Source organism: Flavobacterium sp. UW10123 (assembly GCF_040538975.1).
In the GTDB taxonomy this organism is placed as follows: Bacteria; Bacteroidota; Bacteroidia; order Flavobacteriales; family Flavobacteriaceae; genus Flavobacterium.
Window position 1 is genome coordinate 109,843 of the sequence record NZ_JBEWQE010000014.1, and the last position, 15,377, is coordinate 125,219.

General features: G+C 34.0%; 7 protein-coding genes. 3 read left to right on the forward strand and 4 right to left on the reverse strand.

What is annotated here, in order from left to right; all coding sequences use genetic code 11:
* The first annotated feature begins 60 nt into the window (after nt 1–60).
* Together ABXT06_RS17110 and ABXT06_RS17115 are read left to right on the forward strand one after the other, a co-directional pair.
* The gene (locus ABXT06_RS17110) at nt 61–3,987 is read left to right on the forward strand and encodes a RemA C-terminal-like gliding motility protein (RefSeq protein WP_354591819.1); all 3,927 of its coding nucleotides are present in this window, start codon (nt 61–63) and stop codon (nt 3,985–3,987) included.
* A gap of 464 nt (nt 3,988–4,451) precedes the next feature.
* Complete coding sequence (locus ABXT06_RS17115) at nt 4,452–9,242, forward strand: RemA C-terminal-like gliding motility protein (RefSeq protein ID WP_354591820.1); 4,791 nt, start codon at nt 4,452–4,454, stop codon at nt 9,240–9,242.
* 44 nt (nt 9,243–9,286) lie between these two features.
* Here the strand turns inward: ABXT06_RS17115 and ABXT06_RS17120 are convergent, their stop codons facing one another.
* The 3 genes from ABXT06_RS17120 to ABXT06_RS17130 form a co-directional block, all read right to left on the reverse strand.
* Nucleotides 9,287–10,153, reverse strand: a complete 867-nt coding sequence (locus ABXT06_RS17120) for a cupin-like domain-containing protein (RefSeq protein ID WP_354591821.1) — start codon at nt 10,151–10,153, stop codon at nt 9,287–9,289.
* A 134-nt stretch (nt 10,154–10,287) separates the two neighbouring features.
* Nucleotides 10,288–10,725, reverse strand: coding sequence for a hypothetical protein (locus ABXT06_RS17125; RefSeq protein ID WP_354591822.1), 438 nt, complete (start codon nt 10,723–10,725; stop codon nt 10,288–10,290).
* A gap of 98 nt (nt 10,726–10,823) precedes the next feature.
* A complete protein-coding gene (locus ABXT06_RS17130) occupies nt 10,824–11,771 on the reverse strand; it encodes a bifunctional riboflavin kinase/FAD synthetase (RefSeq protein ID WP_354591823.1) in 948 nt (315 codons plus the stop codon).
* A gap of 193 nt (nt 11,772–11,964) precedes the next feature.
* Here ABXT06_RS17130 and ABXT06_RS17135 point away from each other — a divergent pair, with 193 nt between their 5' ends.
* Nucleotides 11,965–14,640 (forward strand): zinc-dependent metalloprotease, encoded by a 2,676-nt coding sequence (locus ABXT06_RS17135; RefSeq protein ID WP_354591824.1) that lies wholly within the window; start codon nt 11,965–11,967, stop codon nt 14,638–14,640.
* A 17-nt stretch (nt 14,641–14,657) separates the two neighbouring features.
* On the opposite strand, the gene ABXT06_RS17140 is transcribed toward ABXT06_RS17135, so the two are convergent.
* The gene (locus tag ABXT06_RS17140; RefSeq protein WP_354591825.1) at nt 14,658–15,338 is read right to left on the reverse strand and encodes a ComF family protein; all 681 of its coding nucleotides are present in this window, start codon (nt 15,336–15,338) and stop codon (nt 14,658–14,660) included.
* Nucleotides 15,339–15,377 lie beyond the last annotated feature (39 nt).

Here is a 15,377-nt window from a genome sequence, read left to right on the forward strand (position 1 = left end):
AAGAATGGACTTTTTTTATGTCTAAAATATCCCTAAATCTTGGTATTGTGTTTTTAATTAATGCTTTATAATTTTAACTTAATTCTTACAAATATTAACTTGGATTATTCTGTTTTGATTAAAAATTTATTTTATACATTAATTTTGATTTCGTTTTCAGTCCAAACAATTTTCTCACAACAGGGTAAAGTTGACAGCTCCTTCAATGTTTTCGACGATGGACAAATTGGTGATGGATTTGATAATACTTTGCGGACACTTTTGATGCTGAAAGATGGCACCTTGCTTGTAGGAGGTGATTATTTAAGTTTGAATGGAACACCCGCTTCTTATCTTACTCGATTAAATCCAGATGGTTCTATTGATGAAAGCTTCAATATTGGAACTGGTTTTAATGGTAAAATCTATGCTTCTTATTTGCAGTCTGATGGCAAAATTATATTGGGAGGTAATTTCACAAGTTTTAATGGCATCAACGCAGGAAGAATAATTCGTTTAAATGTAGATGGTTCATATGATGAGACTTTTAATACAACAATTGGAGCTACTACTGGTATAGTATACGATATTGACTCGCAGTCAGACGGAAAAATAATTATTGTTGGAAGTTTTACAAAATACAATAATACTACAGTTAACAGAGTAGCGCGTTTATTGCCAAACGGATTACTCGATTCGACATTTCTTACTGGTTCTGGATCTGCATTAAATATTACACATGCAAAAGTTTTATCAGATCAGAAAGTACTCCTTACGGGTAATTTTATAGCATTTAACGGTACTTCAGCTAATCATATAATTCGGTTAAATTCTAATGGAACTTTTGACTCTACCTTCAACTGTGGAGTAGGTTTTAATGATAACGTTAATGCGATCGCGTTACAGTCTGATGGGAAAATGGTTTTAGGCGGCAATTTTACTCTTTTTAATGACACTGTAGCTAATCGAATTATTCGCTTGAATGAAGATGGGACTAAAGATGAGAATTTTTTAATTGGTACAGGTTTTAGTAGAGAAGGAGTCCAAACAATCAAAATCAATAAGAATGGAGAGATAATGGTTGGCGGCTCATTTGTAGGTTTTTACAATACTACGGAAGTTACAAGGTTAATTTTTCTCCAACCAGATGGAAGCATAAAACCTAACTTTGACATTGGTTCTGGACCCGCATCAGCTTCGGTACTTGCTTTAGAATTTGATGAAGAAGGTTCATGGTTTGTTGGTGGCTCATTTTCTGTTTTTAACAGTCAAAATCAAGGAAGACTAGTGAAAATTAGTACTGAAGGAGAACAAGATATTTCTTATCTAGTATCTGGAATTGGTTTTGATAATTCTGTTCTTACTATTTTGCCTCTTCTAAACAAAAAAGCAATAATTGGTGGCAATTTTAAAAAGTTTAATGGAGAGACAGCCTCTAAGATAACCTGTCTGTTAGAAAATGGGAAAATCGATCCAGTTTTCAACATAACAAATGTGGGAAGTAATGGTTTGATAAAAACATCAGGATTACAAACTGATGGAAAAATTATTTTAGGTGGCAATTTTACAAAATACAATGATCTTATCAATAATCGTATTGTTAGGATATTTCCAAATGGAGAGATTGATGGTTCTTTTGGTAGCGGAGATGGATTTAACGCACAAGTTTATGCGTTGGCAGTTCAGTCAGATCAAAAAATAATTGTTGGTGGAGCTTTTACAAAATACAATGGATCACCGGTTAATGCAGGTAGAATTATTAGGATATTGCCAGATGGTACAAAAGACCCTGATTTTATCACTGGTTTTGGTGCCGATGGCATTATAGAAAGTATAGTTGTTCAATTAGATGGGAAGATTCTTGTAGGAGGTCATTTTAAAAAGTTTAATGATGTCCCTTCTGCAGGATTGGTACGGTTAAATTCGAACGGAAGTATTGATGAAAACTTTGGTATTGGAAATGGTTTCGATAAATATGTTTATGCAATTGCACTACAATCCGACCAGAAGATACTTGTTGGAGGTTCTTTTTTGACGTTTAATGGTACTTCGCAAAAACGAATTATTAGATTAAATATTGACGGATCTTTTGATAGAACATTTGATGTCGGAGCTGGTTTCAGCAAAGGAGATGTTCGTGCTATATTAGTACAGCCAGATAGCAGGATTTTAGTCGGAGGAACTTTTTCGGGAACATATAATACTCTTCCTTCCTCTAGATTGATTCGATTATTGTCCTCAGGATCTTACGATAATACATTTACAGCGTCATTAAATAATACGCTGTATGCAATGAATTTTACTGAAGATTATAAATTGGTCATAGGAGGAAATTTTAATTCAATTTCAGGTATTTCAAAGCATAGAATCGCTCGTTTAAAACTTTGTGTTAATAAAACAATCTGGGATGGAATTTCATGGTCGAATGGTTATCCTTCCGCAGGAAAAGATGTTTATTTTGAAGAAAGCTTTCCAAGCTTAACTACAACCAATATTTGCGGCTGTAACATCGAAAAAGGAAAAACGGTTACCTTACTTGAAAAACAAACACTTGGAATTGAGTTTTCTTATACTGGTAGCGGAATTCTCGTCTTAGAAGATTCTGCTAGTTTATATCAAGATGATGATGATATGGTAAACACAGGAATAGTCCATGTAAAAAGAAAAACAAAACCAGTAATTCGATTCGATCTAACCTATTGGTCTTCCCCAGTAGCCGATGTGAAATTATACGATTTTTCACCTGAGACACTTTTTGATAAATATTTCTGGTATGATCCAATTCTAGGATGGAAAACAAATCTTAATGGAACTATGACAATGACTTTGGGGAATGGATATAGTATAAGAGCTCCGCAAAGTTTTTCTACTGCTGAACGAGCAACGTTTGAAGGTGTTTTTAAAGGGATTCCAAATAATGGTAAAATAGAAGTTGAATTTGTTGCTGCTGATCGATTTTATTTGGTTGGAAATCCATACCCTTGTGCAATAAGCGCAGATGATTTCCTAATAGAAAATACTCCAAAGACAAAAGGAGCACTATATTTTTGGACGCATAACACTCCGCCTAGAATAACAATACCAGGAACTAATACCTATAGATATACTAATGATGATTTTGCAGTTTATAATTTATTAGGAGGTGTTGGTACGAGATCAGCACTAAGTTCTGGAGCGAATAATGATGCTCCAGATGGTAAAATTGCTTCTGGGCAAGCATTTTTTGTAAAAAGCACTCAAAAAGGTTATTTAGAGTTTAATAATAGTATGAGAATTCGGGATAATAATAATTCTTTTTTTCGTCCCGCTTTAAATTCTGAAATAAAATCTATCCAAGAAAAGCATAGGTTTTGGTTAAATGTAAAAAGTGATAATGAATTTAAACAGATTTTACTTGGTTATGCGGCTGGTGCGTCAAATGCTTTAGATTTAAATTATGATGCTGAATATTTAAGTTCTGGGGCGACATTAGATTTTTATAGTATAAGTGAGAATAAAAAATTAGTGATTCAAGGTCGTGAACTGCCATTTTTGGAAAGTGATTCAATCTCTTTAGGTTATAAAACTACAATCAGAGATAATTTCGAATTTGAAATAGATCATCAAGATATTTTTTTTAATAATAAATCTATTTTTTTAGTAGATAAAAATCTAAATAAGATCCATAATCTTTCTCTAGAGCCATATAAATTTGATTCTGAAGTAGGAACTTTTAATGATCGTTTTATTATAATTTTTAGTAATTCAACATTAGATAGTAATGTTTTTGAAAAGGAAGAAAATGGAATTGTTATATCCATTAGAAATAAGATTATTACAGTTGATTCAGTAAATTACAATCTAAAGGAAGTTTCAGTGTTTGATATTTCTGGTAAATGTTTGTATAAAAAAGAAAAATTAGAAACAAAAAAGGCTTTTATTGAAAACTTGTTTTCTTCTCATCAGGTTTTAATAATAAAAGTAGTTTGTGAGAATGGCAATTTAACTTCCAGAAAGATAATATTTTGATATATAAGCCAAAGAGTTGTTTTTTAAAATATTATATGAAAACCTCTTTATTTTGTGTTAATTCATTGTAAATCAGTAAAATGCTTGTCATGTATTCTTAAATTAACAGTTTTTTCTTATTTTTTTATTTTTTAGGCGTTTAGGTGTTAAATTTTGAGTTTAATACTATAATAACAGATGTTCTGTAAATAAAATCGTACCTTGTAGTAAGATTTTGTCGATTAAAAACAATTTAAATCGATAAAGTGTAATTTTCTATAAGCCTTTTAAATACATTTTTTTCTTCTAAATGACAGTTTAAAAAACTGTCATTTTATCTGCCTCTACTGATTGCAAAATTGTGGTGCATTCTTAATTCTATATAAACATTCGTTTTGTAGTTTACAATAGTAAGCCTCCTTCGATTTTGCGGTTATTCTTGTTTTGAGTTTGAATTTATTTTTCAATTACTAAAATGCCACAAGATGAAAAGAGAAATACTTACTATGCTGAATTTTTCCAGCAATTTGACATCCACTGATACCGATAAGCTATTAAAATTTATTCTCATTTTAGCTTTATCTTTTTTTTATACAGCAGCGAACGCACAAACTATACCTCATTCGGTTTCGGCTTCTAATCCATCTTTTCCTCTTCCTGCTGGTATGGACGAAGTTACTGTTGAAGCTTGGGGAGCAGGTGGAGCAGGTGGAGCAGCGAATCTCGGACGAGGTTTAGCGCGAGGTGCTGCTGGTGGAGGCGGAGGAACTTACGCCAAAGGAAAAATTACTGGTATAACCGCACAAACTTTAAATGTTGTTGTTGCGACTATTACTGCAGGAGGTACAGGAAATGGTGCTACTGGTGGAGCATCTTATATAGCAGGTTACACAGGTGTTTTTAACGCACCAGGAGGCCCAGGCGGCACTGCCAATCTTGTGTCTGGTGCTGCACCAGCAGGTGTGTCAGGTGGAAGTGGGGCCATTGGAAGCATAACTACCTTAAATGGTGCTCCTTCAGGAGGTGGATCAAATTCTTTATTAAGTCTGGGGCTTTCATCAGGTAGTGGTGGTAATGGAGCGAATTATGGTTCTGGCGGTGGGCCTGGAGGAGTCGGGGTTGCTAGTCTAATTGGCGCAAATGAAGCGGGAAAAGCGGGGGGTGATTATGGAGGCGGTGGCTCGGGAGCAGCAAGTTCTAGTAGTTTACGAAATGGAGGTGCTGGAGCAAGGGGCCAAGTTAATATTACGTACACATGTAAAACATATAGTTTTACTGGAATATCTGCAACAAATGTTTGCACAACCACTGGAACGACTTCACAAGTACAGTTAACAGGTACGGCAGCGACACTGCCCGCGGGAACATATACAGTAACTTATGATAGAAGTAGTCCGGCATTTACAGGTTTAACGGCAACAATGACAATAACAAACCCTGGATCAGGAAGTTTTACCGCGGTAGGCTTTAATACTTTAGGAACAAGCAGAATTACAGTTACTTCTTTAACCTCTGTAGATTGTATCTCTACAATTTCTTCAAATAATTATGTAGATATTGTAGTTGGTGCGCAACCAACATTAACATTGGGCGCCGCAACAGCAGTTTGCGCAAGTTCTAATCTGCAAAGTACAACATTGCCATATAGTAATGTTACCAATACGCCTTCTACTTATAGCATAACTTGGAATGCAAGTCCAGCAAATAGTTTTTTACCGGTTACGAATGCAGTTTTAACGGCAAGTCCAATTAATATCCAAATACCTGCTAATACGCCAGCGGGCACTTATACTGGAAATTTAACAGTAGGAAATACTGCCGGTTGTACATCGATAGTATATAATTTTACAGTAACGGTAAATCCGTTACCTGCAATTACGTTAGGCACTATTGCTGGAATATGTACAAATACAAGCTTACAAAATGTAGCATTGCCTTACACAGCCCCAGCCAATTCACCAACAAGTTATAGTATTGTTTGGAATACAAGTCCAGCTAATAACTTCGGAACAATTACAGATGCAAGTTTAACAGCCAATTCAATCAATATTGCAGTTCCTGCTGGAACAGCCGCAGGAACTTATACAGGGACATTAACTGTAAAAAATGCAAATAGCTGTGTTTCTGCACCTAGTAATTTTACATTAACCGTTAATCCATTGCCTTCAATTACACTTGGAACTGCGAATGCGGTTTGTTTTAGCACTGGAGTCCAGACTGCTAGTTTGAGTTATAGTGCTGCGACAAATTCACCAACAAGTTATAGTATAGTTTGGAATGCAAGTCCTGCTAATAATTTTTTAGCGGTTACAGATGCAGTTTTAACTTCCAGTCCTATCAGTATTTCGGTTCCAGCGGGAACAGCTGCGGGAACTTATATGGGAACGTTAACTGTAAAAAATACAAATGGCTGTGTTTCTGTACCAAGTAATTTTGCAGTGACAGTTAATCCTTTACCAGCTATTGTGCTTGGATCAGCTCCAGCAGTCTGTTTTAGCTCTGCATCCCAGACAACCAATTTGAGTTATAGCGCAGCAACCAATTTACCAATTTCTTATAGCATTGTCTGGAACGCGAGTCCGTCCAATAATTTTTTGGCAGTTACAGATGCGCCTTTAACTTCCAGTCCGATTAGTATTGCAGTTCCTGCTGGAACATTAGCGGGAACCTACACAGGAACATTAAGTATAAAAAATGCAAATGGATGTGTATCTGCAAATAATAGTTTTACAGTAACAGTTAATGCAACGCCTACAATTACTACATCAGGAAATTTAACTCCTGTTTGTCAAAATACATCTTTGCAAATGGCCTCTTTGCCATATTCTGCTACAACAGGTTCGCCAATTAGCTACTCAATAGATTGGGCGACATTAAATGATCAAGGTACTACTGCTTTCTCTTTTGATTCTGGAGCAGGAAACATCAACAATATTCTTATTCCTGCTAATACTGCCGCAGGAGCTTACAACGGGATAATGACAATTTTTACATCAAATGGTTGCCAAACAATACAAGCAGTTTCTTTAACAATTAATGCTCTTCCGACCATAAGTACAACGGGAATTTTTACTCCTGTTTGTCAAAGTTTATCTGCACAGACCACTACATTAAGTTATAATTCAACAACAGGCTCACCAACTAATTATGCAATTGATTGGATTGCTTTGACAGATCAAGGAACAACTCCATTTCCTTTTAGTTCAGGATCGGGAGATATTATAAATGTGAATGTTCCAGCAAATACGACCTCAGGTACTTATAACGGTATAATGACTATTACAACTTCAGGCGGTTGCCAAGCGACTCAAAACGTTTCTTTAACTGTTAATACAGTTGTAGCTGCTCCAACAGTATCTGTGACTCAACTACCTACCTGTGTAAATAATACAGGTGCTATCACCATTACTTCACCAGCATCAGGGACTGGATATAATTATAGCATTGATGGAGTGGATTTTAGCAATAACACAGGAATATTTACAGGTTTGTCTTCTGGAGTTTATAGTGTGCAAGTGAAAAACAATACAACAGGCTGCGAATCGGAGCCAACACCAATTTCAATAAATGCTTTTGTCACTAAAGCATGGAACGGAAGTGTTGATGCCAATTGGGGAAATCCTGCAAATTGGACACCCGCAGGAGTTCCTATTGCTTCTGATTGTGTAGATATTCCAGACATAGCTGTAGATCCTATTATTTCTGGAACTAATGCCAGTTTTTTTGCCAGCAGATTAACGGTTCAGAATAATGGATCTCTAATAGTAAATGAGACAAATACAATAACCGTGACAAATGAAGTAAATGTGATTGGCAATGGGGCTTTAATTTTTGAGAACAATTCAAGTCTGGTTCAAATTGCAGATGTAGCTAATGCTGGAAATATAACTTATAGAAGAAAAACATCTGTAAGACGAATGGATCTCACTTATTGGTCTTCGCCAGTAACGAGAGATCCGGGTTTAACTTTACATGATTTTTCCCCAAATACATTGTTTGATAAATATTTTAAATTTTCTGCCGCTGGAGCTTGGGCAACTATATATAATGGAGCAGAAGAAATGCTGGCAGGAAATGGTTATAGTATTAGGGGGCCACAGTATTTTGATACTGGGGTACCTGCAGTTTTTTTAGGAGAATTTGTTGGAGTTCCGAATAATGGAACAATTCAAGGACCTCCAGCTATTGCAGAAAAATATTGTTTTTTTGGAAATCCATATCCTTCGGCAATATATGCAGATCAATTTATTTATGATAATGCAGCCAATTTTTATGGTACATTATATTTTTGGACACACAATACACTTCCTAAAATAACCGTGCCAGGAACTAATACATATCGTTACACTAATGATGATTATGCATTTTACAACTTATCAGGAGATACAACGATTGGTAGTTTAGTAGGAAGTGGTGCAACATCTCCAGGAAATCAAACTCCTCCGGCAGGATATATTGCTGCAGGACAAGGATTTTTTGCAAAATCAAAAACAGGACAAAGAGGTGTTTTTACAAATTCTATGAGAGTTCCAGGGTCTAATGGTCAATTTTATAAATCAGCACGAACAGCTGTGATTGAAAAGCATCGAGTATGGTTAAATTTTACAAATACAGAAGGCGCTTTTAAACAAATATTGATTGGATATATTGCAGGAGCAACAAATTCTTATGATTATAATTATGATGCAGTTACAATGAATGCAAATCCTTATGTTGATTTTTATAGTATAAATGAGGGTAAAAAATTAGTTATTCAAGGGAGAGCATTGCCTTTTGTTGTTTCTGATACAATTCCTTTAGGATATAAATCAACTATTCCAGAAGGTAATTTTACAATAGCTATAGATCATACTGATGGGAACTTGAATGGTCAGAATATTTATCTGCAGGATAATGTAACAAACACTATTCACAACCTTAAAACAGGAAGTTATACGTTTACATCTGCTCCAGGAACTTTTCTTAATCGTTTTGTATTACGTTATACAAACCAAGATGTAGGTAAAACACTAGGTAACGAGGATTTTGATAATCAGAATCAGAAAATTATTGTTTCTGTTAAGGATAAGAATATCAAACTGCAATCTATTTCTGAACAGGAAAATCTTCAAGAAGTTGCTATTTATGATATAGGAGGGAAATTGTTATACATTAAAAAACAGATTGGAAATAAGGAATGGCTCGTGACAAATTTTCAATCTGGACCTCAAGTTTTAGTTGTTAAAATGACTTTAGATAACGGAAAAACAGTTACAAGAAAAGTAATATTCAGATAAAACAAAAAAGCGGTTGAAATTTTAAAATCTCAACCGCTTTTATATTACAGGGTACGCTGTAAATTTTGATGCGTATTTTTAACAGCTTTTTCATTTTTATAATCAATCCATTTTTGACCTTGAATTTTCCGCATCATAATATCAAAGTGACGCATAATAAAAACATTATAAGCTGCTTTTGATAAATTGACAATATTTTTTGGAAAAGAACGAAGGCTCATTGAAAATCCAGGCGTTAGATATTTCATATAATGCCAGTATCCCTCTGGCATGTACAGCATTTCACCATGTTTTAAATTAGTGATATAACCTTCGACATTTTTAAGCGCTGGAAATTTTTCATAATCTGGATTGTCAAAATCAATGTCCTCTCTTGAAATTAAGGCGTGAGGCACTTTATACATAAATTTTGATTGACTTGGAGGAAAAATCATGCATTGTTTTTCGCCATGAAAATGAAAATGAAGAATATTTGAATAATCAATATCATAATGCATAAAAACTCTTGAATTTTCTCCCCCAAAAAATAACATTGGCATCTGCTTGACTAGCTTTAAGCCAATATCTGGCCATAAAAAGTCGTTTTTTAATGATGGAACCTCTTTCATTAAATTGTAAAGAAAAATACGGTAATTGGTAGGCTTTTCTTCTAATAAGTCGATATAGTCACTCATCTTCATTGTTGTATGTGCCTCATTAAAGCCGTCTTCGTGATTTACAGGTCTGTTATCGTATAAAGGAACGACTGAATCTCCTGCTATTTCTTTTATATAAGATAATTTCCATTTGTTGTAAGCAGGCCAATCTTCTGTCAATTCTTCGATTACAACCGGAATTTGTTTTTTTACATATTGGGAAACAAAATCTTTTTTTGAGATTTTTATGACCCTTTCTATTTGTTTTAATTTCATTTTATTAAATAAAAAAATTGCTTATAGCTCTGAGCTACAAGCAATTTAGAATTTTTTGTTGAAATTTGCGAACTCTTTAGACTAATTTTTTAATCTAATCGATTTCAAAATAATATTATTTGTGAATTTCAAAATCAATCCGCTACGTACTTATTATTCCAATATAGCATCATCATTAAAGTAACAATTACAGAAGAAGCAATTCCTTCAAATAAGAGACAGATGCAATAAGTTGGCACTGACGGATTTCCTCCAAACATAAATGTTTCAGATAAAGTTTTTACATAAGCATCTCCGCCTCGAGCATAACTATAAACCAATAAGCCAAAAATGCTTAGTGCGACACCAACTACAGAAGTTGCCATTGCAGAAACAGCATTAGAAACAAAATTGGTTTCTCCTTCGTGGAGGTTCATCTGCATTGTTCTGTTAACACCGTAGAATATAAAGAAAACGTTGAGTGTTCTCAAATAAAACAAATCTGCTAAACCTAGTACATTCATTAATAAAAAATAAATGCCTATTCCGAGGAATATCAAAAACCCGTTGGTAATTTCTTTAGGTAATTTCATAGTGGTTATTTTTTAGAAGTTAATAGTAAATATTTGAAAAACAGTGTTCTATCAAATTTACTAAAAAAATAACAACGATGATTTAAAAACAGTAAAAACTATGTAGTCTGATTTTTTAATGTAGAGTTTATAAAAGCCAAAGAATCGATCTGATCTTGATGAAGCTGAGTTTTTAAGGCATCTACTGAGCTAAATTTTTGTTCCTCACGAATATAATGAAGTAAAGAGACTTCAATTTTTTGATCGTAAATGTCTTTATCAAAATTAAACAAGTGGACTTCAATAGTTTGTTTTTCACCATTAACAGTCGGATTAAAACCAATATTCATCATGCCATAAACAGTCGTCTCACTCACAAAAGCTTTTACAACATAAACACCAATCTTTGGTATCAGTTTGTAATCTTCTTCAATTTGAATATTTGCTGTAGGGAAACCAATGGTTCTTCCCAGTTGTTTTCCTTTTTCTACTATTCCGTTTAGGAAATAGCTGTAGCCTAAATATTCGTTGGCTAAAGCCATATTACCTTCATTTAAAGCTTTTCTGATTTTGGTTGAACTAACCGAAACATCCTGGATTTCTTCAGCTGAAATCTGCTCTACCTCAAATCCATATTCTAATCCAAAAGCAATTAAATCATCAATATTTGCAGTTCTATTGCGACCAAAACGATGATCATGCCCAATGATTATTTTTTGAATCCGGAACTTCTCTACTAAAATTGTACGAACGAATTCCTCAGCGGTTAATCTTGAAAAACTTTCGTTAAAAGGGTGAACAACCAGATTTTCTATACCAGTTGCTTCCAAAAGCCTTATTTTTTCATCAATAGTGTTGAGTAATCTTATTTCGGATTTTTCCTGAAGAACCATTCTCGGGTGAGGAAAAAAGGTCAGAACCAAACTTTCATATTTTCCATTTTCAGTATTCTGAGTAATTCGTTCCAGAATTTTTTTATGACCAATATGCACGCCATCAAAGGTGCCAAGAGTTAAAATTGTTTTCTTGGTTGACTGAAAATCGTTTATAGAATGAAAGAGCTTCAAAACAAATTATTTAAGATGCTGCAAATTTATACTATTCTCTTTGAAATTTAATACTATGCTAAATCGAATTTTAACCTATACTATATCTTTTTGTAAAAATAAGACGACTCATCGATTAAAAAACAATAATTGTCGTATAGATAATATGATTTCAAATTAATTGAAGTAATTTTGATTATTATATTTTAAGAGTATGAAAAAACAACTACTTTATATATTTTTAATTTTTTGTTCTGCAAATATTAATGCACAAGATGTTTTATGGCAGAAAGTAACTTCTTCATCGGTTTTGCGAAAAACAGATGGCTCAAGTTCTAGTAAATTATATTATAAATTAAATGCAAATCTCCTTAGTTCTAAGCTAGCTTCAGTATCAAATAAAACAGCAAAAAATATTACTTCAGAAATTACAATTCCAAATACTGATGGAATTTTAGAGCGTTTTTCGGTTTGGGAATCCTCTAACTTTGATCCGGAATTGCAAGCAAAATACCCAGAAATCAGATCTTATGAAGGCCGAGGAATAGACGATAAAAATGCGAAAATACATTTTAGTGTTGCTCCAATCGGAATGCAAACTATGGTTTTTAGAACAGCAAAACCGACAGAATATATTGAGCAAAATCCTGATAACAAATCTGAATATGTTTTGTTTAAAGCAGAAGATAATGCAGATTCAAAAAAGTTTTTAGATTGTAAAACAACACATTTAATTTCTGAAAATAAATTTGCTGCCACAGCTAAAACAGCTTCTAATACTCAACAATTTAAAACACTCAGATTAGCATTATCCTGTACAGGAGAATACGCAGCTTATTTTGGTGGAACAATTGATGGAGCCTTGGCAGGAATGAATGCTACTTTAACTCGAGTTAATGGTATTTTTAATAGAGACCTTGCAGTGCAATTAATTTTAATTGCAAATAATGAGTCTGTTATTTATACAAATGCATCCACAGATCCTTATTCTATTCCGTCAATTGGTGCTGTAGATGGCGGAACTTGGCCGAGTGAGGTACAGACAACATTAACCAATGTAATAGGTGAGGGGAATTATGATATTGGTCATTTATTTGGTGGTTCCGGTGGTGGTGGAAATGCAAGTTGTATTGGGTGTGTATGTGAAAGCCCAACCGCAAATCAGCCTATAGGAAAAGGAAGTGCATTTACATCTCCTGCAGACGCAAAACCAGAAGGAGATAATTTTGATATTGATTTTGTTGCTCATGAAATGGGGCATCAGCTCGGAGGTACACATACTTTCTCTTTCCAAAATGAAGGTTATGGAACATGTTATGAACCTGGAAGCGGTTCAACTATTATGGGATATGCTGGTGTGACAAAAGGTTATAACATACAAGATCATTCTGATGATTATTTTTCTTATGCAAGTATTAGTCAAATACAAAATAATTTAGCTGGAAAAACTTGCCCAGTATCTACGCCTATAGCTGATAATAATCCGCCTACAATAAATGCGGGTTCAGATTATACAATTCCGATTAGTACACCATTTATTTTAACAGGAACAGGTTCTGATCCTGAAGGGAATTCCATAACATACGCATGGGAGCAGTTTGATAGCGCAACAACGGCTTTTGCCGGTAATAGTTTCGCTTCTGCGACAAAACAAGATGGACCAATGTTTAGATCTTTGCCGCCAACAACTTCGCCAGTTCGTTATATGCCAGCATTAAATTCGGTATTAAATAATCAATTAACGACAACTTGGGAATCTGTTTCTTCTATTGCAAAGACAATGAATTTTACTCTTACCGCAAGAGACAATGCCAGTGAAGGAAAGGCACAAACCAATACAGATGCAATGGTTGTAACTGTAAATGCTGCTACAGGACCATTTGCAGTTACTTCACAGAATGATGATAATCTTGGATGGGCAAAAGGATCTGCACAAACCATTGCTTGGAGTGTAAATAACACAAATACACTTCCAGGGTCATCAAACGTAAATATAAAATTATCGCTAGATGGTGGAGCAACATTTCCGATAATTTTAGCTGCTAATACTCCGAATGATGGGACAGAAACAATTTTGATTCCGTCTGAAATTGATAACTCAACCAACTGCAGACTTTTGATAGAGCCAGTTAACAATATCTATTACGCTGTCAATAGTAAGCCATTTGCAATAGGATACACGGTTTCAACAAATTGCTCAACTTATAATTTTGAAAGTAGCTATTCAATAGGTACAAGTACGACTTTTATAAATAAAACAGTTACAGTGCCAGCTTCAACGGGAACTATCTCAGATGTAAATGTTTCGGTTAATGTTACGCATGAAAGATTTGAAGATCTTGAAATGCAAATTGTAAGCCCAAACGGAACAGTAGTATCTTTATTTAATAAAAGCTGCGGTACAACAAATTCTACACTTGCTCTGCAGTTTGATGATAGCGGATCTGTTTTAAATTGTGGCACAACCACTAGTCAAATTGTAATTCCTGCAAGTGTCTTAAGTGCTTTTAATGGAGAAAATCCGCAAGGCAACTGGATTTTTAAAGTCCGTGATGCTGTTGTGGGAATGTTCGGAAAAATAAATTCGGCATCGATAAATATTTGTTCTAAAACATATACATTAGGAAATGAAGATTTTGAAAATGTTGATTTTATCGCGTACCCAAACCCAAATAAAGGAAGTTTTACAGTACAATTTGATAGAGATTCGGTAAGCGAGATTAAAGTTTACGTAAATGATATTTCAGGAAAATATGTTTATGATAAAACTTTTCAAGGTTCAGGATATTTCATTCAGGAAATTCAATTGCCAAATGTGCCTTCCGGACTTTATTTTGTAACGGTCACTGATGGGAACAAAAAAGAAGTAAAAAAGATATTGGTGAATTAATTGTTAATATTCTGATTTTAATGTGCCATTGCCATACAAATTATACTAATCTTAGCGCCAGGTATTTTTAGTAAAGCTTTTGAGCATGCTTCAAGTGTTGCACCTGTTGTAAGTACGTCGTCAACAATTAGAAAATGCTTGTTATGATCAGATTTGCTGAAATTGACATCAAAAATATTTTCAATATTTTCAGATCTCCCTAAAAGGTTTTTCTTGGATTGTGTTTTAGAATATATTTTTCGGATTAAAATATTTTCTATTAAAGGAATCTCAAAACCCGATGCAATTGCTTTTCCAAAAGTCGTAACTTGATTATAGCCTCGTTCCTTAAATTTTCTTTTATGAAGAGGAACAGGAATTACAGCATCAAAAGGAATTTCCAGTTGGAGATCTTTTAAATCTTCAGCATACCAATTTCCTAAAATAGTTCCGATTTCCTGATGTCCTTTGTATTTTAAATTGTGTATTAATTCTTGAACCATTCCTTTTTTATTGAAATACAAAAAAGCAGATGCAAATTGAACATCAATTTTGCCATAAAACTTTTTTACAGCTTCATTTTTAGGATTTAAATGATATTGGGTCAGAGGCATTTCGTGTCGGCAGATGGTGCAGAAAACTGTTTCATTCTGAAGCAAAAGTGAATGGCATCCGCTACAGACTTTAGGGAAAAATAGATTTATTAGATAATTAATCACAAAAAGAGAGATTTTATTTACAAAAGTAACAAAATCGAA